The 23402-nt window shown below is 44.5% G+C and carries 15 protein-coding genes and 3 tRNA genes; 7 read left to right on the forward strand and 11 right to left on the reverse strand.

From position 1 onward, the window contains the following. Nucleotides 1-47: 47 nt before the first annotated feature. Both WC773_01710 and WC773_01715 read right to left on the reverse strand, forming a co-directional pair. A tRNA-Met gene (locus tag WC773_01710) sits at nucleotides 48-123 on the reverse strand. A 14-nt stretch (nucleotides 124-137) separates the two neighbouring features. Beyond that, nucleotides 138-212: transfer RNA gene (locus WC773_01715), tRNA-Met, on the reverse strand. 273 nt (nucleotides 213-485) lie between these two features. Here WC773_01715 and WC773_01720 point away from each other — a divergent pair. Further along, nucleotides 486-782, forward strand: a complete 297-nt coding sequence (locus WC773_01720) for a hypothetical protein (GenBank protein MFA6082119.1) — start codon at nucleotides 486-488, stop codon at nucleotides 780-782. Between the two features lie 577 nt (nucleotides 783-1359). On the opposite strand, the gene lepA is transcribed toward WC773_01720, so the two are convergent. The 6 genes from lepA to WC773_01750 all read right to left on the reverse strand — a co-directional run bounded on the left by lepA (nucleotide 1360) and on the right by WC773_01750 (nucleotide 8165). Continuing rightward, nucleotides 1360-3159, reverse strand: a complete 1800-nt coding sequence (gene lepA / locus WC773_01725) for a translation elongation factor 4 (GenBank protein MFA6082120.1) — start codon at nucleotides 3157-3159, stop codon at nucleotides 1360-1362. Further along, entirely contained in the window at nucleotides 3159-3749 is a 591-nt protein-coding gene (locus WC773_01730) for a hypothetical protein (GenBank protein MFA6082121.1), read from the reverse strand. The genes lepA and WC773_01730 overlap by 1 nt, the downstream gene beginning before the upstream one ends. A 24-nt stretch (nucleotides 3750-3773) precedes the next feature. Continuing rightward, the gene (locus WC773_01735; protein MFA6082122.1) at nucleotides 3774-4310 is read right to left on the reverse strand and encodes a hypothetical protein; all 537 of its coding nucleotides are present in this window, start codon (nucleotides 4308-4310) and stop codon (nucleotides 3774-3776) included. A gap of 7 nt (nucleotides 4311-4317) precedes the next feature. Further along, nucleotides 4318-5961: a murein biosynthesis integral membrane protein MurJ gene (murJ, locus tag WC773_01740; protein ID MFA6082123.1), complete on the reverse strand. Its 1644-nt coding sequence runs from the start codon at nucleotides 5959-5961 to the stop codon at nucleotides 4318-4320. Between the two features lie 155 nt (nucleotides 5962-6116). Beyond that, nucleotides 6117-7904: an ATP-dependent zinc metalloprotease FtsH gene (gene ftsH / locus WC773_01745; protein ID MFA6082124.1), complete on the reverse strand. Its 1788-nt coding sequence runs from the start codon at nucleotides 7902-7904 to the stop codon at nucleotides 6117-6119. Between the two features lie 183 nt (nucleotides 7905-8087). Next, nucleotides 8088-8165 (reverse strand) — tRNA-Lys (locus WC773_01750). A gap of 169 nt (nucleotides 8166-8334) precedes the next feature. On the opposite strand from WC773_01750, the gene WC773_01755 reads away from it, so the two are divergent. The 6 genes from WC773_01755 to glyA all read left to right on the forward strand — a co-directional run bounded on the left by WC773_01755 (nucleotide 8335) and on the right by glyA (nucleotide 14920). Continuing rightward, on the forward strand, nucleotides 8335-9480 hold the full coding sequence (locus WC773_01755) for a glycosyltransferase (protein MFA6082125.1): 1146 nt from the start codon (nucleotides 8335-8337) through the stop codon (nucleotides 9478-9480). 169 nt (nucleotides 9481-9649) lie between these two features. Continuing rightward, nucleotides 9650-10174, forward strand: a complete 525-nt coding sequence (locus WC773_01760; protein MFA6082126.1) for a hypothetical protein — start codon at nucleotides 9650-9652, stop codon at nucleotides 10172-10174. A 153-nt stretch (nucleotides 10175-10327) separates the two neighbouring features. Next, complete coding sequence (locus WC773_01765) at nucleotides 10328-10615, forward strand: hypothetical protein (GenBank protein ID MFA6082127.1); 288 nt, start codon at nucleotides 10328-10330, stop codon at nucleotides 10613-10615. Between the two features lie 123 nt (nucleotides 10616-10738). Next, on the forward strand, nucleotides 10739-11425 hold the full coding sequence (locus tag WC773_01770) for a 50S ribosomal protein L25 (GenBank protein MFA6082128.1): 687 nt from the start codon (nucleotides 10739-10741) through the stop codon (nucleotides 11423-11425). Between the two features lie 105 nt (nucleotides 11426-11530). Continuing rightward, nucleotides 11531-13297, forward strand: coding sequence for a threonine--tRNA ligase (gene thrS, locus WC773_01775; protein MFA6082129.1), 1767 nt, complete (start codon nucleotides 11531-11533; stop codon nucleotides 13295-13297). A gap of 147 nt (nucleotides 13298-13444) precedes the next feature. Next, nucleotides 13445-14920 carry a serine hydroxymethyltransferase gene (gene glyA / locus WC773_01780; protein ID MFA6082130.1) on the forward strand — a complete coding sequence of 492 codons (1476 nt, stop codon included), beginning with the start codon at nucleotides 13445-13447 and terminating at the stop codon, nucleotides 14918-14920. 77 nt (nucleotides 14921-14997) lie between these two features. Here glyA and WC773_01785 read toward each other — a convergent pair whose 3' ends face one another. The 3 genes from WC773_01785 to WC773_01795 all read right to left on the reverse strand — a co-directional run bounded on the left by WC773_01785 (nucleotide 14998) and on the right by WC773_01795 (nucleotide 23273). Continuing rightward, nucleotides 14998-15543, reverse strand: a complete 546-nt coding sequence (locus WC773_01785) for a four helix bundle suffix domain-containing protein (protein MFA6082131.1) — start codon at nucleotides 15541-15543, stop codon at nucleotides 14998-15000. Between the two features lie 133 nt (nucleotides 15544-15676). Further along, nucleotides 15677-22531 carry a LamG domain-containing protein gene (locus WC773_01790; GenBank protein MFA6082132.1) on the reverse strand — a complete coding sequence of 2285 codons (6855 nt, stop codon included), beginning with the start codon at nucleotides 22529-22531 and terminating at the stop codon, nucleotides 15677-15679. A gap of 166 nt (nucleotides 22532-22697) precedes the next feature. Further along, the gene (locus tag WC773_01795; GenBank protein MFA6082133.1) at nucleotides 22698-23273 is read right to left on the reverse strand and encodes a four helix bundle protein; all 576 of its coding nucleotides are present in this window, start codon (nucleotides 23271-23273) and stop codon (nucleotides 22698-22700) included. Between the last annotated feature and the right edge of the window lie 129 nt (nucleotides 23274-23402).

The following is a 23402-nucleotide window of genomic DNA, read 5'->3' on the forward strand; positions in this document are numbered from 1 at the left end:
CGCGCTGTTTAAAAATTTAAAATTTAAAATTTAAAATTTTGGAGATGTGGTAGCGGTGGGTAGAATTGAACTACCGACCTCGGCCTTATGAAGACCTTGCTCTAACCGCTGAGCTACACCGCCATAAGTATTAAATTTGGTGGCGGGGGTAGGATTCGAACCTACGACCTTGAGGTTATGAGCCTCACGAGCTGCCGCTGCTCCACCCCGCTACATTATTTATATGTTACCATATTTTTATTTTTTTAGCAATCTATTTTTCTCGTCATTCCCGCGAAGGCGGGAATCCAGCCTATAATAAAATTCATATTTTTCTGGATCCCCGAATATAATGTCGGGACGCTTAGCGCCCCTAAGTCCCGCTTAGCGGGACGGGGATGACAAAGGGCATAACGTCGTTGACTCTATTTGAAGTAAGTGGTACAACTAACTTTGGAAACTTAATCGCTTCACGGGGGTGAGTGATGGAGATTGCGCTGGTTGAGGTGTACCCACCCGATAACTGTCTTGGTCGGGTGGCAGCGTTCAGAATAGATCAAGAATCGGATACGTTGGAGGGAATCCAACTGGCTCAAGACTATACTCGCGAACATGGCACAGATAAGGATCGCGGCCGTGGCCTGCAAGGCCCGCAGAACGGATTCGTGGTGATGGTCGCCAGAGACGAATATGGGCTTTGGGTGCGCATTAACACCGGGGAGATTGACCCGGACAATGTCTCGCAACTCAAAGCGCATGTTTGCAAGGACTTCTCTTATGCTTTGAACGGCACTAGCCCGTAGGCCAACCGCCTGCGGGTTGAACTTTGCCATAAAAAATGGTATAACTAACACAACGCTAGCACGACGGAGGGAAACAATTGAGGATCACGGAGGTTGTGCTGTACCCGACGATGCCTTGCCGTCGCCTGGCATCGTTGAAGTTTGGCCCGTTATCCGATCTGACCGAAGCTGTCTGCCTGGCGCAGATCTTCACCAGAAGGCATGGCAATGGCGACTTCCTGCCAGATGGACAGATAGGCGTCCAGAACGGGTTCCAGATTCTGCCGTACGAGTCAATAAATCGTGCCTGCTCAGTGGTCATATACTCAACAAATGACACCTGTAGGAAACAGTGCAAGGCACTTATCAGCGGCCTTCGAACATCAGGCATTGTCAAAACGCCAACCGTCCGCAACGAGATCGAGATCAACAACCCACCATACTGGGCTTAAACCGCCCAACTCACGCCCGTGGAGCCATCCGGCTCTGCGGGTTGCCTTTTTTGAGACCAGTTAGGGGGCTTAGGGAATTTTAGGGAAGTTAGGGGTACCATCGGCCCTCCCAATGCCCCTAATCACCCCACCCCCCCTAACCACCTTCAGTTCTTCAATAATTTTAGAAACACTTCGGTAGGAATATCTACCTTACCGATTCTTTTTAACCTTTTTTTACCGGCTTTTTGTTTGTCTAATAATTTATTTTTTCGAGTTACATCTCCACCATATAATTTGGCAGTAACGTTTTTGCCTACCGCCGGAATGTCTTCACGAGCGATTATTTTGCCGCCAATGGCTGCTTGCAACATCACCTCAAATAATTGGCGTGGGATTAAAGTTTTAAGTTTGGCTAAAATGATGCGGCCTTTTTCGATTGCGGTTGATCGGTGCACAATTTGACTAAGCGAATCTACTTCTTCGCCGCCGACTAGGATGTTCAGTTTAACCAAATCACCGGTGCGATATTCAAGCATCTCGTAGTTCATTGAGCCGTATCCCGAAGTAATGCTTTTAAGGCGATCGTAAAAGTCGACAATTAACTCAGAAATTGGCAACTGATATTTTAGAATGGCACGATCTTCATCTAAATAATCTAAGTTAACATAGATGCCACGCTTGTTTCCCGCCATCTCCATTACCGCACCAATGTTACTTTTTGGCAGCACTATTTCTACCACTGCCCACGGCTCGGCTATTTCAGCAATTTTAGTAACTTCTGGCAGTTCGGATGGGGTGTGGATAATGATGGTCGATTCGACACCGTCAGCTTGTTTGTTTATGGTGATTTGGTACGAAACACTGGGCGAAGTGGCAATTAAATCCAAATTATATTCGCGCTCTAACCGTTCTTTAACGATTTCCATATGTAATAAACCAAGAAAGCCGCATCTAAACCCAAATCCCAGCGCTTCAGAGACTTCCGGTTCATAAATTAACGCAGCGTCGTTTAGTTTTAGCTTGCCCAACGCTTCACGTAATTCGGGATATTGGTTTGCATCAACGGAGAAAATGCCAGCGTAAACCAGCGGCTTGACTTGACGATATCCTTCAAGCGCAGCTACATTTTGGTCTGATTCAAGCGTTACCGTATCACCAACGCGCGCCAAACTAACATCTTTGAAACCAGTGATAATATAGCCAATTTGCCCGGCACAGATTGTATTTGATGGTTTAAGAGTTGGCGAAAAATATCCCACCTCAATTACGTCGGTTTCACTTTTGACCTGTATCATCCTGATTTTTTGATGCGCTTTTAACGCGCCACTGGTTATTCGAACATACGCAATCACCCCGCGATACGGGTCAAAAATGCTATCAAAAATGAGTGCCTTTAGCTCATTACTGGGATCAATTTTTGGAGCAGGAGTACGTTCAATTACGGCGGCTAGAATTTCATTTACGCCTTGACCAGTTTTTCCTGATGCAAATATAATTTCATCTTTAGAGATTCCGAGCAGTTTAACAATTTCTTCACTAACCTTTTCCGGCTCGGCTGATGGTAAATCAATCTTATTGACTACCGGAATAATGGTTAAATTATGCTCCATTGCCATATACAAATTGGCCAGAGTTTGCGCCTCAATTCCTTGCGCCGCATCAACAAGGAGGATCGCGCCCTCAACCGCGGCCAAGCTGCGCGACACTTCGTAAGAGAAATCGACGTGTCCGGGGGTATCGATTAGATTTAGCTCATATTCCTGGCCTTGGAATTGGTAGTGCATTCGCACTGGTTGCAATTTGATGGTAATACCACGCTCGCGCTCGATATCCATAGTATCGAGAAGCTGTTCTTTCATTTCGCGCTTGGCTACGGTATTGGTTACTTCTAAAAGACGATCGGCAAGAGTGGACTTGCCGTGATCAATGTGTGCAATAATACAAAAGTTTCGAATATTGTTCATTAATTTACCACTGTTGCGGTTATTTGACCTTGCTCAAGCTTTAGATTTGTTATTTTACCAATAATTCGACTATTTATCAAGTTTGATAGCGAATCTGCTAATCCGGCACGCACTTCGGTAGTCGCTAAAGGCAGCAACCGCACCCCAGCTACGGTAAGATCGTTTACACTGACAGTTAGCTTACCATTAGAATCAACCTTTGGGATCCAATAAAATATTAACGGCAGATCGGTAGGTGTGGTGTAAGTACCGGTAGTTTCTATTTGAGTGGCAGTTGTTTTGGACGAAAGGTTTTTGGTGTTTGGGATATTTAATTGAGTGATAATGTAGTTTATTTGACTATCGGTAATATAGACAAAATATTCTTGACTATTATTAGATGGTTTTGGCAGTATCACCTGAAACCATTTGGCCGAAAATGAGGTTGAGTTCCATGCTTTTTTGCTTAAGCTATCGCGAAATGGCACAATAATCCAGATTGTGAAAAATATTAGACCCATAATTAGTAACACAATCAGCACAAACAAAGCCCACGGAGACAACCGCAAATAAGAATGCAAATTGGTTTTTTGGGTTTTTAGACTTGACATTTTGTAACCCTTTTGATACATTATCTATAGATTTGGACGTAGCGGTGCCGATTTACCTGAAGTCATTGCGACCTGGTATTTAAGCGCTGGACGTCCATTTTTTGTTGAAAAACATTCCTTGTATATTGTTTCAAATGACAATATCAAGTCAGTTTTGTATTGCTTATGAAGTGTTTTAATCGCTCGGTCATGAGCCTCGGATAGCTTACCAAGGAGAGAGAAACTTACCATCGGATCAGGTATTTTTTTATCAGCGCATAAAGCATTTATAATTTTAATAATATTTTTTTCCTGACCAGGGTATTCTATATCTATGATGACATCAGGCTCATGTATCAAATCCGGTTTAAATAATAAATAACAGGCAGCACTAAAAACATAGATTACAAAATCTCGGGGCCGCCCTACCTGCCGAAAGATATCCTGCAACCGTCTTTTGGTGCGAGCAGATATCTTAACTGAACGAAACTGCTTGGACTTACCCATGTAAGATACACACGCCAAAACCGTGTCTTTTTGTGTTTGCTCAACTTTGCCCGATTGGTCAATATATATTTTCATAGAGGATTTATTCCTCAAGCTTTTTCTTCCTAATCAGCCAGCCAAGCTCTTCCATATTGAACCATTTTGCCATTAAGGCGTAGCTGCCAAGGCCAACCACCGCTGCCCCAAACGCCTGAATCATAATGCCAAGAACGGTTCTGGTGCCAAATCCTTCAAACCCAAACGGCACAATATCATTCAAATTTAACCCATTGCCAATTATGCGTAGGGTGAGCCAAGATAAGGCTCCGGAGATAATGGCGATAAAGCTGATCGGCAAAATTCGACGGTACACCTTTGTCATATCACCCCTCCACTGCGACGGTAGCCAAATAATCATTAATACCGCTTGCACCCACATTCCAAAACTATACGCCAGAGCCAGTGATGCCACATCATAACCAGATGCATTACTAAACCAAGACAGCTGAGGCAAAACAACCGCCGCGCCCACCGTGGCCAAACAACCAATAACGCTGGCGTACATTGGTTTCTTGGTGTCTTGCAAAGCATAAAACGCCCTGGCGGTGATAAATACTACCGCCTGAGCCACGAACGAGATGCAAAACCAAGACAATGTGTTGATAGCGCGAATAGTATCTTCCCATGAAGTATGATGGTTAAGACCAATGTATAATCGCATAATTTGAGCGCGAAGCAAGAAGACTAAAATGGTAGCGGGTATTAGTACAAATAAGCTTACACGCAAGGTGCGGAGATAATAGTGCTGGTATTTGTCATGATCTTTTTCGGCTACGGCGTCGGTGAGCGTAGGGAAAACCGCGGTAGCCATCGATGAACCGAAAATCAGCGCCGGGGTAGTTTGAAAATTATTAGCAAAGTTAAAGATAGTCCATGCACCAGCGGACATCGTAGCAGCAATACGAGTAAATGATAACAGTACAATTTGCATCATCCCGAGTGATAATGTGCGCGGGATCATTAGCATCACCACTTTACCCACATTTTTATCAAACATATTTACTTTTGGATTTAATCTAATGCCCACTCCAATAAGCGATGGGAGCTGAACACCAAAGTGAAGCGCTGCGCCAACCACCACCGCCCACGCCACCGCATTGATGCCATATTTTGGTAGCAGCAATGCGCCCACAATGATAGATAGATTATAAACCAGCGGCGCTACGCTATACGTAAAGAAACGACGATGTGCGTTTAGCACGGCGGAAACTGTGTATGATAGACAGAAAAAGAATGGCGAAAGTAGCATAATTCGCGCCAAATTGATCGTTTCGGTTTGCCGCGCCATGGTATTGACTGCGCTGAGTGGGGTAAGTAGCGGAATAATTATAGGCATTAGAAAAAACAAAATCACCAAGGCAATGGTGACAAAAAAAGTTAGCGTTCCCAAAACCGTATTTGCCATATTAGTAGCGTCGGATTGTGATTTGTTTTTGAGCAAATCGGTATAAATTGGAATAAATGCCGATGCAATTGCACCCAGTACCAGTAGATTAAAAATTAAATCTGGGATACGAAAGGCGGTAAAATACGGATCAAGCTGAGATAAAGATTGAGCACGGTTAGACAACAAAATATCCCGCAGCAATCCAAGAACATTGCTTAAGAACAGTGTAATGGTCAACAAAACTGTCGCAGATTTTAAGCTGTGCTCACCGTTAACTAGACCTTTTATCCGATCAACCATTTACCCTCATACATTTTGTTGTAGTAAGATCTATTTTACCTGAAAGAGAACAAAAAGACCAATAAGGGGGCGTAAGGGTTGTAAGGGCAGTTGGGGGTGTCATAACCTCCCCTAACATCCCAAACTCCCCTAAACTCCCTAATCGTCCCCTCCCCCTAGCTAAATAGTCCTTCAAACGTAGCTCGGTCAACTGATTCTTGTTCAAGCAACAACGCTGAAAGTTTGTCTAATACAGCGCGATTTTTAGAAAGCAATTTTTTAGCCATTAATTGCGCTTCGTCCACAATTTTGTAGACCTCTTTGTCGATTTTGGCTGCCACTTCTTCGGAATAATTGCGCTGCTCTGAAATTTCGCGGCCAAGGAAGATCATCTCTTCGTGCTCACCAAAAGTACGAGGCCCAAGTTCTTTACTCATACCGTAGCGCATCACCATATCTCGGGCAATTTTGGTGGCGTTTTTCAGATCATTTGACGCACCGGTGGTCATCTCATTAAATATCAATTCTTCAGCCACCCAGCCACCCATCATCACCACTAAATCAGCCTTAAAATGATTTTCGCTGACATAATGGCGATCGTCCAGTGGAGTGGTTAAAGTATATCCACCAGCCATACCACGCGGAATGATGGTGATTTTTTCTACCTTGTCGGCCTCTGGCATTAGTTGCGCCAAAACGGCATGACCGCTTTCGTGATATGCAGTCATTTTGCGCTCTGCGTCGGTATAACGATGTGATTTGCGCTCAGGCCCCATGGCCACGCGCTCTACCGCTTCACGGATATAATGCTGAGTAACAATTTTTTTACCGTCTCTAACAGCTAAGATGGCCGCTTCATTAACCACATTCTTAAGATCGGCGCCAGAGAAACCGGTAGTGATGGCAGCAATACGAGCCAAATCAATTTCTTTTGATAACGGCTTATTTTGAGAGTGAATTTCCAAAATTGCCACGCGCTCGTCTTTATTAGGCAAATTAACCATCACCCTACGATCAAATCGTCCGGGACGAAGCAAAGCAGGATCAAGCACGTCTGGACGGTTAGTTGCGCCCATAATAATCACGTTGGCTTCGGTTTCAAACCCATCCATTTCAACCAGAATTTGGTTTAAGGTCTGTTCGCGCTCATCATGACTACCGCCTAAGCCCGAGCCACGTTGTCGCCCAATAGCGTCTAATTCATCGATAAAAACGATACACGGAGCGTTACGCTTGGCTTTTTGAAACAGATCGCGCACGCGGCTAGCGCCAACACCCACGAACATCTCCACAAATTCGGAGGCAGACATGGCAAAAAACGGTACGCGAGCTTCGCCGGCAACCGCTTTGGCCAGCATTGTTTTACCGGTTCCGGGAGGTCCAACCAAAAGAACGCCTTTGGGAATCTCGGCGCCCATCGCCAAAAACTTGCCAGGCGAGCGCAAAAATTCCACCACTTCTTCTAGTTCTTGCTTTGGTTCTACTAAACCGGCCACATCTTTAAAACTCAAATGCTTGTTAGATTCGTACGCCTTAACCTTAGATTTACCAAAAGACATCGCTTTCATATTTGAGCCCTGAGCTTGGCGCATCATAATGTAAAAGAAACCAATAATTAATACCACCGGCACGATGGCAGAGAGCAGAGTAATCCACAGGCCGCTATTGCTGGATGGCTGAATATCTATGCTGACTTTATCTGGAGTGATATTATAGTCTTTAAGCTGAGCCGAGCTTTCTTTTTGTGATGTTAATTGGCTACCGTTTTTAAGCGTAGCGTTGACAGTATTTTCTCCAACAACCGTAATTTGCTTAACGTTGTTATTGGTTACTTCATTCGATATTTCTGAGATTGGGACAGTTTGAGAAGTGGCTTGGCGGGGGCGTAAATAACCAAACAAAGCTATGCCCACAAACAGGGCAATAAATATATAGAGAATTTGTTTTGAACAACCTTGTTTCAACGTATCTCCTCGATGAGTTAATTGATAATGTTTAGTTATAATAGACGTAGTGTGGGGTCATAACGTATTAAGCACTAAATTCTAAGCACTAAGCACTAAATAAATCCAAAATAAAAAATTCAAAAGTTTAGAATTTAGTATTTATAATTTAGAATTTATTTGCTATCGCGAGCGATAGCAAATTGGTGGGTCGTCTGGGATTCGAACCCAGGACACCCTGCTTAAAAGGCAGGTGCTCTAACCAGGCTGAGCTAACGACCCTAACGATAAAGATTATAACACAAAAGAAAGGGAATTGCCAAGACCGTTAGGGATTTTTAGGGAGTTTAGGGTTGTTAGGGTGGTTCCTTCCCTAATTGGTCCCCCGCTCTCCCAATCACTCCAATCTCCCTAATTCCCCCAATTGCCCTATTTCTGTTATAATGGCACTATGAAAATACTTGTTTGCACCGAAACCTATCTTCCAACCATTAACGGCGTCGTTAACTCAATTGAACTGTTTAGGCATCAACTTGAAAAAAATGGCCATCAAGTGGATATTGTCGCCCCACACTCTGCCGCCGAAAGCTTTAAGTCTAGATCTCACGTTTTTCGCCTACCATCGCTACCTCTGATCGGGCAGCCAACGCATCCGGTAGCATGGCCAAGCAAATCCCACATCTCAGCCATCATCAGCGAAACCAAACCAGACGTTGTCCACTGTCAAGGTATGTTTGCCTGTGGCTGGCTGGGTCTAAAAGGTGCGCAAAAGGCCAATTTGCCACATGTTTTAACTTATCACACTCATCTTGAGGGATATTCGCACTATGCCGGGCCATTATCGTTCTTAGCCAAACCAATTATGCGCTGGTGGACTAAAAAAATGTGCAACCAATTTGATTTGGTCATCACCCCATCCCCCAGCATGGCTAAGATGCTCAAGAGTTACAAAGTCAAAACCGACATTGTAGCGCTCCCAACCGGTATTGAGCTAAAGGATTACCGTTTTAATGATAAGAAAAAATTGCGAGCAATGCTTAAATTTAACCCAGATGAGGTTTATATTTTATCCGCCGGGCGGTTATCTGAAGAAAAAAATGTCAAACAATTATTAATCGATTTTGGGCGCATTCACGTGCGCAATCCTAAAGTCAAATTATTATTAGCAGGTGATGGCCCCGAGCGCAAAGCGTATGAAACGATAGTAGAAGCTAGAGGATTGCAATCGGTGGTTACGTTTTTGGGCGCACTAAAACACGAAGATCTAATAAATTACTTTGTTGCCTGTGATATATTTGCCTTTCCATCGCTAACAGACACCCAAGGCATCGTATTAATTGAAGCGATGGCGGCCGGATGTCCCAGCGTGGTGTACGATATGCTAGGCCCGGGCGATATTGTTAAGCACGAGGTAAACGGGTTAAAGGCAAAAGTGGGCACGGATCAGTTTTTCCAACACTTATTTGCGCTTGTTTCAGACCAAGATTTAAGAGAAAAAATCAGCATCGGTGGCTTAAGAGACGTTAGAAACTACTCTATCGAAAAAACCGCTGATCAATTGCAACAGATCTACGCTGTTTTATGTAAGAGGCCATAGGGTGTGTTAGGGAGTTTAGGGTTGTTAGGGTGGTTCCTTCCCTAATAGGTTCTACGCTCTCCCAACATCCCTAACGTCCCTAACTACCCTAACCGTCCTTTTCCTATTGACCACAACGACTACTTATTCCATACTATACTTATAGATCAAATAATGTGGGGCAGGATAAATGGGCGCAACATCACCAAGTTGGGACGCAGTAATTGTATTAGTTTACGTTATTGGTGTTGGATATAGTCTAATTTTGCATCGAGAACGAATTGCCGGGCAAATTGCCTCGGCCTATATTTCATTGGCCGTTACCTCGGTTATCACCACTCCGGTGTATAATTTTTTACATCATAACAGCTTCTTAATGAATCAACTTTGGGTACAAAATGACGCCACAACGCAAATGGTTTCGGGTCTGTTGTTTCTTGCTTTAACCATCATTCTTTCCAGCTTTCTGTCGGTGATACCAACCGGGCGAAAATCTGACAGCCTGTCTATGTTTGAGTCTACTTTGTTTAGCTTTTTGTGGGTAACGTTGTTAATTTCAACAATACTATCATTCCTACCGGTGGACAGATTGGTTTTATTTAGCAATCAGTCCAAACTCATCACTCTAATTTGGCAATATCACACCGCTTGGTTAATTATCCCGGCGTTTTTGTTAATTTACTCCGGCTTTAGACGCGGGAATCTTAATTATTAGACCAATTAGGGAAATTAGGGTCATTTGGGACATTAGGGGTTCTTTCCCTAATAGGTTCTACACTATCCCAATCCCCCTAATCACCCCAATCTCCCAAATCGTTTTCCTGTTGTAAAAAAACTATTTTTCGTTTATAATATGGTTTAGGTGATTATGAACAATTTACAACTAAAGCAAATCTGTTTGGAAATTCAAAGCAATTTGCGTTGTGTACATTGTGGCAAGCCATATCAGGCTAACAATATTCACCTACGTAGCGCTTTTAAGAACAATTACTTGTTTCATTTAGTTTGTGAAAATCATAGCGCTATGGCCACCATCACCGTGGTTGGCGAAAAATCACAAAACGTCTTAAAGGTAGTTACGCCGGATGATGTAATGCAATTTAGAACTCAACTGTCCAAGTTCAAGGGTGATTTTAACAAAGTTTTTAAAAAGTAATTCCTCCTCAACCGCCCTACGGGCACCTTCTCCTCCAGAGGAGAAGGGTTCCAAGGTTTTTCCCTCTCCTCCCTGAGGAGAGGGTGGCTGGAAGCCGGGTGAGGAGCCGACATAAGGAATAATATGAGCCTACAACTAAACGCAGATACCCGCAAAATAACTGGCAAAAAAGTTAAGTCTATTAGACGTGACGGTCTAATTCCATTGGTAATGTATGGAAAAGGCTTGCCAACTCATCACCTGCAATCCAACGCCAAACTGTTCTCCAAGTTATTTAAAGAAAGCGGTACCTCTAGCTTAGTTGATATTGCTATTGAAGACGCCAAACCAATTAAAGCTTTAATCAAATCGGTCAGCCTTGATCCGGTATCCAATGAAATTCTTCACGCTGACTTGTTACAGGTAAATATGAAAGAAAAAATCCGCACCGAAATTCCAATTGAATTTGTGGGTGATTCCAGTGTAGTTACCGAGCAAGATGGTAAATTGGTGTTCAACTTAGACGCTCTTGAGATTGAATGTTTGCCAGACGATTTGGTACCAAACTTTGAAGTAAATGTTTCATCTCTAACTGAATTTGATCAAGCAATTCACGTATCTGACATAAAAATCCCAGACGGCATGGAAATTCTAACCGATCCGGAATTGGTAATTGTAGTTGCGCAGGCTCCGTTAACCGAAGCTGAACTTGAAGCCGAACTAGCAGAGCCAGAAAAGACCGAGGAAGAGGCAGTCGCTGAAATGGCCGCCGAAGAACCAGCCGCCGAAGGTGAAGAATTGGGGGAAACCAAAGACGATTTGGGTAATTAGGGGCATTTGGGACATTAGGGTTCTTACCCTAATGAGTACCCCGCACCCCCAATCACCCTAATCTCCCTAATTCCCCAAACGTTTTCTTTATGCTATATTGGCATTATGAAACAAATACGCACAAACACACCCAAAACCAAAGAAATGTCTTCTCAAATTGAGAAAATGCGCCACACTCTAAGCCACTGCTTAGCGGCTGCGGTGCTAAACTTGTATCCCAAAACCAAGCTGGGTATAGGCCCGGTAATTGAAAACGGGTTCTATTATGATTTTCTGTTCGAATCTCCCCTATCACCCGACGATCTAATCAAAATCGAAAACGAGATGCGATCAGTTATCAAACAAAAAATGTCTTTGCGCCAATTTAATTTGAGCCGCGATGAAGCATTGGCAAAGGAAAAAGATCAACCATTCAAATTTGAATTGATTAAAGACCTAGGCGATAAGGAATTAAGTTTTTATAGCTTGGAATCCCCCAATCAACCCAATTCTTTCGTTGACCTCTGCGCTGGGCCGCACCTTGAATCTACCGACCAAGTTGGCGCGTTTAAGCTAACCCATCTTGCCGGCGCATACTGGAAAGGTGACGAAAAAAATCAGATGCTCACCCGTATCTACGGCGTAGCGTTTGAGACCCAGGAAGAACTAGACCAATACCTCAAGCAAATCGACGAAGCCACCAAACGCGATCATCGCAAATTAGGTGTAACGCTTGATCTATTTACCTTTTCCGACCTCGTTGGTGCCGGTTTGCCATTGTGGACACCAAAAGGGACTATTGTTCGCGATTTACTTGATGATTTTGTGTGGAGTTTGCGTCGTGCTAAGGGATACGAAAAAGTGGAAATCCCCCACATCACCAAAAAAGATTTATATGTTAAAAGTGGGCACTGGGATAAGTTTAAGGACGAATTATTTAGAATTAACACCCGTGAAGGCCACGAATTTGCGATGAAGCCAATGAACTGCCCACACCACACTCAAATTTTTGCCCGCAAAAGTTGGAGCTACAAAGAAATGCCGCAACGCTACGCCAACACTACGTTTGTGTATCGTGATGAGCAAACCGGTGAATTAAACGGACTGTCCCGCGTTAGAGCCATCACTCAAGACGATGCCCACGTGTTTTGCCGCGAAGACCAGATAAAAGACGAGATACTGGCAATCTGGGATATTGTAGATGATTTTTATGGTAAATTTGGCATCAAAACAGCTGCTCGTCTATCACTTGGCGACCAATCTCAACCAGATAAATATCTTGGTGATGCCAAAACCTGGGATAAAATGGAAAACACGTTACGAGAAGTAGTCAAAATCAAAAAAACCACCGCATCTGAGGCTATTGGTGAAGCGGCGTTTTACGGGCCAAAAATTGACTTTATGGGTATTGATTCCTTGGGCCGAGAGTGGCAAGTGGCAACCATCCAACTGGATATGAATATGCCAACGCGATTTGGCTTGAGTTTCACCAATGCTGACGGCCACGATGAGACCCCAATTATGATTCACGCCGCCATTATGGGCTCAATTGAACGATTCATGTCCATTTTAATTGAACATTACGCCGGCGTATTTCCGGTCTGGCTAGCGCCGGTGCAAGCGGTGGTGGTACCAATTGCAGATCGGCATAACGGCTATGCCACTACCATTGTCGATCAGTTAAAAGCAAGTGGAGTTCGGGTTAACCTAGACCTCAGACGTGAGACTTTGGGCAAAAGAATCCGAGATCTAGAAATGCAAAAAGTGCCTTTTGTCTTGGTTATTGGCGATAAAGAAGTCGAATCAAAGAAAATTGCCGTCCGCTCCCGTGATGATGGCGACCTCGGAGCAAAAAGCGTAAAAGAACTTATAAAGACCAATTTTCAATTTTAAATTTCCAATTTTTAATGAAAAGATAGCCAATTTTTAAATGACTAAATAAGGAACCATTTAAAATTTAATCATTCGGTACTCATTCATTAATAATTTAAAATTATTATTGTCTCCCAATTAATCCCATCAATCCAATTGAGAATAACTATGAGTAACGCAACAGACATTTTGCAGCTAATCAAACTTGAAGAAACGCGCCAACAAGAAGGCATGGAGCTAATTCCGTCTGAAAATTACGCGTCTAAGAACATTCGCGGCGCTTTGGGCTCGGTTTTAACCAATAAATATTCCGAAGGCTATGCTGGCGCACGTTATTACGGTGGCCAAGAGGTCATTGACCAAATTGAAACCAAGGCCATTGAACTTGCTCGGCAACTGTTCAAATATCAATTTGTAAACGTGCAACCATATTCCGGCACACCGGCCAATTTAGCGGTTTATAATGCTTTGTTACAACCGGGCGATACTATACTTTCGATGGCGCTTGATATGGGCGGCCACCTAAGCCACGGACACAAACTTAGTTTACCGGGAAAACTTTATAATATTGTTAGTTATGGACTACATGAAGAAAATTCGAAAAACGAAATACGAAATACAAAACAAATCCAAAATTCAAAAAAAGAAATTCAAAAAAATGGTACTTTTCGTGCTTCGGATTTCGAATTTAGTGCTTATGATGCCGGACGCATAGATTACAATCAAGTTGCAGAATTAGCCAAAACCCATAAGCCAAAACTGATTGTTGCTGGTGGTAGTGCGTATCCTTATATAATAGATTTTAAGAGATTCAGAGAAATTGCCGACAGCGTTGGTGCTATTTTGATGGTAGATATGGCGCATATTGCCGGACTAGTGGCTGGTGGCGTGCACCCATCACCCTACCCGTATGCGCACGTTGTAACCTCAACCACCCATAAGACAATGCGCGGGCCAAGAGGTGGATTTATTTTGACCGATGATGAAGAAATGGCAAAAAAAATTAACCGCGCAGTTTTTCCCGGAATTCAAGGCGGCCCGCACGATAATAACATTGCCGGTATTGCCATTTGCTTTGCCGAAGCCCTAGATCCAGAGTTTAAGGACTATGCCAAACAAGTTATTCTTAACGCAAAAGCCTTAGCAGATACTGTAGGGGCACCGTCCTCGCTACCGCATCGGATGACCGGTGGTCAACATGAATTGCCCGAGGTTCCAGCCATGGCGGGCGGACATATGAGTCCGCCCCTACACCCCCTAAAAAGAAATTCCTTCAATTCAAATTTCAAATTTCAAATTTCAAATTGTCCTCCCTCTAATTGGAACCCAACCACAGAGAATCACCTACTCTTACTAGACGTCACGCCTTTTGGCCTAGGTGGCTTACGCGCCCAAGATCTACTAGACAGCGTTGGCATTACTGTAAATAAACAAGTTTTGCCGGGTGATACCAGAAAACCGGCCGACCCATCGGGTATTCGGCTTGGATCACCGGCAATGACTACCAGAGGATTCAAAGAAGAACAATTTAACCAAACCGGAAAATGGATTATTGACGTATTATCAAATCCGGAAGACCTTAAGTTGCACCGCGCTATTCACCAAGAGGTAAAAGCACTGTGTAAAAGGTTCCTGGTGCCTTAGGGGAATTAGGGACATTAGGGTGATTGGGGGGACAAGGTACCATTAGGGTTTTGGTTCCCCCAATGTCCCAAATTTCCCTAATGCCCCCAACCGTCTTTCCTCTTTTGGTCTTTTCTGGCATTAAAAAGTTTTTCACTATAACCGCCTTCAGTTTTAAACTTTTCTTCTAGGGAAAGAAGCTGTTTATCTAATAAAAAGGTGGTTAAACTTACAAAGGTTACTAACATATTAGCCGCTAGAGTTGGGTCATTCGGAAAATTAGGTGTATTCAAGGTGTTTTCAGTTACCCAAATTGCCCTAAACTCTCTAAAAACCCTTACATTTTGGTCGTCCTTGCTAAACAAAGGCAAATTTCTCTGTCTCAGAAAATCTTGGAAGTCTAACAACAGCTCCTCTTGGGACGCTTTTGCAACGCCCACCAGTTTTATATAACTCTTTAATGACTTTTCCATATAACCTTCAGCTATGTTTTGCCTACCGCTGCGCGCCGCTTGCACCATTTGTTCAACCAGCCTACTGTTTTCTCTGCTATTAACAAACTGTTTGCAAAATTTGACTGTTAAATCATATACAACAGTCGCCATCATAAAGGAAGCTAGTGTTTTATAACCAGGCTGGGCCATGGTTCCTTTCTTAGGGGAATTAGTAGGCCAATTGGGGGAATTAGGGTCATTTGGGTCATTGGGGGTTCCACCCCTAATTGGTTTATTGTTCCCCCAATCTCCCTAATCTCCCCAAGCCCCCTAACCGTTTCTCTTATTTAACTCTAACGGTTCCGCCGCCGTTTACACGCACCGAACCAGAGTTTACCCGCACCCCAGAGTAGTTTGCCGCTTTAGTACTAGCGGTGTCATCTACCGGAAAACCGGCCAGACCGGCAGGCCAGGCACCGGCATCAGTGCCAACAATGGCAAGACCCCCTAAGCCCAAACCTAAGCTACTTACGCTATTTGAAGGCAAACTGGAATTTGCCGTGGTGTAAAAAACAATTTGTTTTTGCGTAGCTAACGAAATACTGGTTACCCCACTTGCCGTGCCGACCCAAAGGGCAGATTGGTTCTTAACCGGTGAGCCGGTGGACCAGGTGGGATCGTCTGAGGCAACGGAAGAGTTGGCACCAAGAGTGCCGTTGTACCCTAAGCCAGAGGAATCAGCCGCAACTTGCCCGGAGCCTTCATTAAGCTTCCACCAACCGAGAATATTGGCGGATGGATTATCAGTCCTACCAAGCCCGCCGTTATAGAGGGCAGCTACTTCGGCACCAGTTATTGCCCTTGAGTAGATACGCACATCATCAATTGATCCATTAATAAATGCAGAAGATCGGCCAATTTCTAAGGTACCATTAGCCGTATTCAAAGTTTCAGTTGCAGTCCCGGAAACCATTCCATCCATATAAATTGTTTGGCTGCTTGCGCCACTAACAAGTACAATATGATGCCAAGCACCATCATCGACACTATTCGTCGTGGTGGCAGAACCGGCATCGGTACCATCAACAGCGCAGTTCATTTTATGTGCAGTCACACCAGCAATTTTACATATTCGGTTGGCAGCCCACCTAAGGGCTCCGCCACTGTTTGTGGTAGTTTTAATCCAGAATGATTCAGTTATCGCCGATTGACCTGGAATTGATCCGGTGATGACATAGTCAGATCCATCAAAGGTTAAATCTTCCCCCAAATCCCCTGTTTTCATCAACCCCACCGACGTAGCACTGGCCGAGGTGCCACCGATAGCAGGAGAAACGCGCATGGGATCGGTAGTGGTAACGGTAGCGTCAGCACCCAGAGTACCGTTGTTGGCGTTACCGGAAGAATCGTACACGGTCTGCCCATTTATCCCATTAGCCCCACCGTACCGTTCGTCCAGGTGCCAAAGGCCAATGGTGTTTGCATCTGTGGTAAAAGGAACAACAGTGGGAGTAAAATATTTCGTATTAAGAACTGTCCCCGAATAACGTATTGAATTAGAAATACGCACTTCATCAATTGGACCGTTAAACCTTCCGGCTGAGGGACTACCACTTCCAATATATAGCGTTTCAGATGAGGTGTATTTGATATTTGCATTCATGTTACAATTGGCACGTAAAGTTCCATCCACAAATATCCTATATTTAAGATTGGATTGATCAATAGTACCGGCAACATGATGCCATACGCCATCGGCCTGTGAGCTATTAGTAGGACATTCTTCAGTTACCCCATACTGATTCACAAAAAATAAGGTGACTGTGCCATTTGAAGACCATCTGTTCATCCGAAAGCCGTACGCACCATAGTTTAATGGGTAAATAGAACTACCAGATGTTGTATTAAACCACATCTCTATAGTAAAAACGGTTGGTCTCAAACCGGCATTACCTGCAACCGGAACATAATCATCAGTTCCGTCAAACATAAGCGCGTTACCAAATGACTTGCTGTTGTAGTTTGATGTTCCGGTGGAGCCAGTGTTAACGTAATGCTCCACAAAACCACTAGCTTGGGTAGAGTGTTCCTGGATGGTTTCAACACCTAAGTTCGTACCAAGAGCAACAGTGTTGCTGGTATTATCTGCAAGAGATGTACCGGTGGTGACAGATATGGAATTAATGGTATTGGAACGCAGAGCAGGGGTGGAAGCGGTGGAATAGGTAACATCTGCTGTTCCTACTTGGTCGGCGGTGTCTGCATTTACAGCTGTGTAAACATCTAACCCGGCGTGAGTGGTATTAGCACCGTATACCGTGCCAGCATTGGTCATAAATACTTTGGTATAGGTGTCTGAGGCGGTTGGGGCATATTTGTACATTGGTGAATCGGTGGGTGCATTGTTGTTAAGACCTATTCCGGTTAAGTTATTCAAGACATTTAAGTCAGAGGCGGTGGCAAGCGCAACGTATTGTTTTGGAGGAGCTGTGCCTATTACAGTAGGTGAAATATCATTAACGGTAGTGGAGTTAAGAGCAGTTCCACCAGCTGCGGGATACGCCGAGGCGGCACCACGATTAGCTAGAGTAGATTGATAAATTGAATTGCCAGATGAAGTAAATCGTAAAGCGGTATCATCATCTAACCGAATATCGGTTAAACCATCAGCGCTGGCAACGTAAATACGACCGTTTAGAGCTTTTACCTTGAGTGTATTATTTGAGCCGATTAAATTATTACTGGCTTTGGCAAAGCGCGCCCACAGTTTGTTAGTTGATGCGTCTATGATGTCGAGGCCACCGTTGTTGGCCACCAAATTAGTTTTTGAAGGATAACTACGGAGTTTACCACGGGTTGTACCAAAGGATTCGATAGCCAAGGCGTTGATGCGGTAGGTGTCGTAGGTGGAATAGTTTCCTTGAGGGTTCCAACGTACGTAGATTCCGGTGGCACCAAGCTGTTGGAGGGAGGAAGAGATCTGTTGTCGGGTGGACCAGGCGTCTAAGGTGGGAGTGGGGCCACCGGTAGAACCTCGGTACTGGTAGAAGACCGGAGTTTCTTGCTCCACGATGGCGGAGTAAGCGGCTACCGTGGGCTCTGTTGTGGCGTGGAGGAGAGAGTTGTTGGTGACCCAGTTGGAGGTTGAGTTGAAGCCAAAGTTAGTAAGGGTACCATTGTTGCCTGAGCCGGATGAGTCTACGGCGGTGGTTCCGGCAGCGGTGGTATCGTCTAGTTTCCACCAACCAACTAGGCCGGAGTTGGAGACATAGGGAGTGTTGGTGTAAAGAGCTGATGCTTCTGTAGCGCTAATAGATCGACTGTATATTCGGACATCATCAAGCTGACCGTTTAGGTAATTTTGATAATTTGCTGGAACACCTCTCACCCCAAGGGAAAGGTAATTAACCGTATCGACACCAAATGTTGTGGTCTGAGTTAGCGATCCTTGGTTTAAGGAGCCATCAATATAGATACTAATCGTATTATTGCCAATTACACTTGTATCGGTAGTAATTACGGCTGATACCTGGTGCCAGTTACCATCATTCAAGCTCGAACTACTTGAAGATCGCGACATACTATTTCCACTCCCTGTTCCATCTTTTGTACTCACAATTATGATCCCGGCGTTGATTTTTACCCCCCACCCACCAGTGGAGGCCAAATAGTCTCCTTTAGCCACCAGTGTTTGTAGGGAGGCACTTGCAGTTTTAAACCACGTAGAAACGGTAAAAGTCGTGTTTGCAAAGCGATAGGGTGTTTCGTTTGTTACGGCGATATAATCATCCGATCCATCAAACTTCAGACCATACGAATTATAGGAAAGCGCACTGGATTTTTCGTTGAGGTTGCCATAGTAAAGGTAGTAATCAGCATCAGTACTAGAGGCAGCAATAGGAGCGATGGTCTTGAACTGGGTTTGGTTGATAGAGTCTACCTTGCCACCGTTGGTGACCCAGGTTCCGGCGTGACCGGTCATATCGCCGTTGTTAGTACCAGTTTGATCTATTACGGTGTTGCCGGTACCATCGTCCATATGCCAGAGTCCGGCGGTGTACTGATCTTTGGCAAAAGGCGTAGTTTGCGGGGTAAAGTTACTTCTATACCGTACTCTACTACTGACTCTCACTTCGTCAATCTGACCGTTCCAAAACCTACTGCCAGAACTCACTTTTTGACGACCGATTATCAAAGCTCCGGTTGAAGCAGCACCTGCCGTAAACAAACTGGAACTACCTTGATAAACACCATCAATATATAATTGTAATTTTCCATTCGTGTACGTGCATCCTAAATGCGCCCACGTTCCAATTGATACGGTACTACCGTAGGCACTAACACTAGCATCTGAACTATTTCTCATCGCGCAGTAGTACTTTGCTGTGCCGCTTACATCAGCTATACCAAATTGATACGGTGGGTTTGACGGTCCTCCACCCTCATCTTTACTGACGGCGGTCTGTAAAGCACCTGATCCGGGTGTCGGAACGGTGTTAGTTTTTAACCAAGCTTCGTATGTTCGATCTCCAGTTGTGTTAAGGGATGCGTTGTTGGGAATAGTAACGTAGCTACTGGTGCCATTAAAACTAACCGTGTGGCCGTGGGGGAGGAAGCGGGGAACTTCCTGGGTGGTGGAGATGGCACCGTCGGTGGACCAGGTGGGGGAGTTGGTAAATACACCGTTGTTTTGGTTACCAGACGAATCGGCGGCGATTGTACCGGAGCCTTCATCGAGGTGCCAGAGGCCAACAGTGTTTGCATCAGAAACAAAAGGAGTTGTGCGAGGTATGAATGTTCCATTGTATCGAGCAATGTTTGAGATTCGAAATTCATCCTCAATACCACCGAAGCCATAGCTAGTGCCTAGGTTCATCAAGAGTAGGTCTGTTGCTGAGGGCAGATATGCAGAGTAGGTAGCTGAACCATCAAGTTGTCCATTTAAGTACATTTTAAGGGTATTGGCCGAACCATTTCCAGAAATTGCTAAGTGATACCAAATGTTAGGGTCGATTATGTGAGATCCCGATATATTACGATAACTAGTACCGGTTCCAATGTGACAGAACATTTTCTGTGAATAAAAATTACAGCCAAACCCATCATGAGAGGATACCGGATTTCCTTTGGAAAATAGGTATGTACCGAAATCGGAATCAGTTTTTTTGAACCACAATTCAAAGGTATAGTTGGCTGAAAGAGAGGCATCAACATTAGCTGGAATTGTAATTGATTCGTTTGAGTTACTAGTTGTAGAAACGCCACTGGTGGTAAGTGCGGGTTGGTAGACGATGCGGGTGTCGTTGCCATCTGAACGCATTTGGTTGTTATCCATCAAAGTACCACGGTTGGTGGTTGACTCCACGCCGTAGCCCGGGGCGAGGATGGAAGCGACGTTATTGGTAAGATTGAGTTTTTGGCGGAATTGGTAGCCTGGGAGGGCCCAATTGGAAGATGTGTTCATAGACTGGATTCCCGCCTGCGCGGGAATGACACCATCGGTCCAGAGGGGTCCGTTGGTGGTGCCATCGGCAGCTGGGGAGTTGGTACTTCCATTCATGAGGGTGCCGGTGTTGCCGTTACCGGAGGAGTCTACAGGGGTAGTGCCGGTAGCATCGTCAAGGTGCCAGAGTCCTACCGTTGACGCATCGGTGGCAAAGCGGCGGGAGGGGGTGAAGTTGGAGGTATAGCGGGCAGTGTTAGAGATACGGACTTCGTCAATTTGACCGGTCCAAAAATAATTATCTCCGTTGGGATTACTTGCCAGTTTAGTATTATCAATGCTTATTGCCGATCCTGAACCAGCAGTAAACGCATCTAATGCGCCATTTATGTATAGGCTTAAACCAGCGCTATTATACACACCTGCAACATGGTACCATTGATTGACGCTAATAGTGGTGGCGCCTTGTGCAATGGTACCACCTTGGACAAATCGAAATTTTGTGCCATTTCTATCAAGGTACATTTTCTCTGATCCTGCCAGACTTGAATCAATAATTTTAATATACGCTCCACCTACTGTGCTAGTACGAACCCAAGCCTCAAAGGTTATCGTACTACTATTCAAAGATAGGCTTTGTGTCGTATAGTCATTACTCCCATCAAACTGCAGGCCACTGGACGGGACGGTTTTAACCTCGTAAGACTTTTTGGAGGTGGTGGAGGATTGGGCACCAAGGGTTAAGTTGCCTGCTCCGGTTTTGCCACCTGGGGTATTGAAGCTTGGGGTATCGGGGTTATCCCCCACAAACCCATCCATAATGGCGTTAGAGCCGGAGACAAAGATAGGACCGTTGGCTGAGCCATCGGCAGCGGGAGAGTTGGAAGCGCCGTTCATCAACGTTCCAGTATTAGCGTATTGGGATGAGTCTTTGACATAGCAAGGGTTGGCGGCTTCACAGGAGCCTTCATCAAAGTGCCAGAGACCAACGGTATTGGCATCTTCCGATAACCGACGAGAAGGAGTGAAGTTTGTGGTGTATCGTGCGGTATTGCTAATTCTAGCTTCATCATAATATGCACTAGTTGAAGAACTACCGGAGCTATTTGCCGCAAACGTCATTGCTCCTGTGCCAGTATTAGTTGGGCAATTTACAATAGACCTGGTTGAACCAGCTTGACTGCCGTTTTTATACAACTTTAAGGTCTTATCATTCTGATTGATAACATAAGCTAAATGCTGCCAAGCATTGGCTGTAGCGGAGGCTTGGGCGTTATCAGCGCAAGCTGTACTCCCAGAATAAAAAGTAATGCTAAACATGCCCGCTGCGTACAAGACATACAGTTTATTGTTTGATCCATTATTCTTAATAAAAACATAACCGGTTGTATTAATTGGTTTGATCCACATTTCCACCGTATAACTACCACTTCCCGGTCTAAGTGATTCAGAGTCAGGTATCGTAACATAATCATCACTCCCATCAAACTTAAGGGCGCTGGACTTTCGGGTGATGCCGTTCTGCCAGTTTGGATCAATACCTAACTGTTGTTGAGTGTCGGGACTGGAGTCCTGGGATGTATCATAAAGGGTAGTGTCGTTGACGGTGTTGGAAGCTAGGTGGGTATTGCCATCGGCATCGGTAGAGGAGGAGGTGTAGGCACCCGATACCGGGGAACTAAGGTTGGGAATGGTGCCAATTATGATAGCAAAGACGAGGAGAACGGCAGTGGCGGCCGTCAAACCCCGCGGCAAGGGATTTCTATTAGAAACTAAGGATTTTCTAAAGGAGACAATGGATGACCGAAGACGCCTAAAAAAGGATAACAAGGGATTGTAAAGGACAGCAAAGGGAGACAATGAAAGCCGTCCCATAGTTGCCCTTAGGGATTCCCTAGCCATCCTAAGTATTCCTTTAATCTTATTTCCCATTTTTGCCATCATTACCCTTATAATCCTTATGATATTTATCTTTCGTTGGATCGTAGCCATTCTTTATTACATCTTGTAACCATTTCTCATCCTCGACAGCTTTTTTACCTTCTTCATAGCGGAGTTTGGCCAATCTTTGACTTTCTGAAATTAGCCCTTGTTCCCCCACCATCACCTCAATTTTATCCATTTGATTTTTTAGCATTGTTTTTTCGCCCATGCACAGTTTGATTATTTTACTTATTTCCCCTAATGTCCCATCGCGATCCGTTACAATCCTTAACCCTCCCTTGATATCCTTTTCTAGAGCCATGCTATCCTCTAGTAATTCTAATAACGATCCGTTGGAAAAACCCAGAAATTCGTAATATTGCTTGGAATTGTTGCGCCCGTACCCTTCTGAAATGTTGCGAGTAACCGACCGTGCTGAATCTACCATGTGGCCAATGAGCCGGCTGTCTTTGATGGGATGAAGGTTTGCAGCGGTAAATTGTTTTACTAATGCATATATTTCTTCACCTTGGGTGTATGTTAGCAAAGCTTTATAACCTAATGGGTTTCTCATAGGTCCCTCCAGTTTAAGGATGATAAGGGATAGCTAGGGGTTACTATGGAACACAAGGCACCCTCGTTACCCCTCGCCATCCATTGATCTCCCTTGTTATCCTTCGTTGTTGCCATTTGTATTCCTTCA

Source organism: Patescibacteria group bacterium, from assembly GCA_041660565.1.
GTDB lineage: Bacteria > Patescibacteriota > UBA1384 > CAJBMM01 > CAJBMM01 > JBAZWC01.

Excerpts from the sequence above, each read along its gene's own strand:
- lepA (MFA6082120.1), bottom strand. The coding sequence starts at position 3,159 with ATGAACAATATTCGAAACTTTTGTATTATTGCACACATTGATCACGGC.
- WC773_01730 (MFA6082121.1), bottom strand. The coding sequence starts at position 3,749 with ATGTCAAGTCTAAAAACCCAAAAAACCAATTTGCATTCTTATTTGCGG.
- WC773_01735 (MFA6082122.1), bottom strand. The coding sequence starts at position 4,310 with ATGAAAATATATATTGACCAATCGGGCAAAGTTGAGCAAACACAAAAA.
- murJ (MFA6082123.1), bottom strand. The coding sequence starts at position 5,961 with ATGGTTGATCGGATAAAAGGTCTAGTTAACGGTGAGCACAGCTTAAAA.
- WC773_01755 (MFA6082125.1), top strand. The coding sequence starts at position 8,335 with ATGAAAATACTTGTTTGCACCGAAACCTATCTTCCAACCATTAACGGC.
- WC773_01760 (MFA6082126.1), top strand. The coding sequence starts at position 9,650 with ATGGGCGCAACATCACCAAGTTGGGACGCAGTAATTGTATTAGTTTAC.
- WC773_01765 (MFA6082127.1), top strand. The coding sequence starts at position 10,328 with ATGAACAATTTACAACTAAAGCAAATCTGTTTGGAAATTCAAAGCAAT.
- WC773_01770 (MFA6082128.1), top strand. The coding sequence starts at position 10,739 with ATGAGCCTACAACTAAACGCAGATACCCGCAAAATAACTGGCAAAAAA.
- thrS (MFA6082129.1), top strand. The coding sequence starts at position 11,531 with ATGAAACAAATACGCACAAACACACCCAAAACCAAAGAAATGTCTTCT.
- glyA (MFA6082130.1), top strand. The coding sequence starts at position 13,445 with ATGAGTAACGCAACAGACATTTTGCAGCTAATCAAACTTGAAGAAACG.
- WC773_01785 (MFA6082131.1), bottom strand. The coding sequence starts at position 15,543 with ATGGCCCAGCCTGGTTATAAAACACTAGCTTCCTTTATGATGGCGACT.
- WC773_01795 (MFA6082133.1), bottom strand. The coding sequence starts at position 23,273 with ATGAGAAACCCATTAGGTTATAAAGCTTTGCTAACATACACCCAAGGT.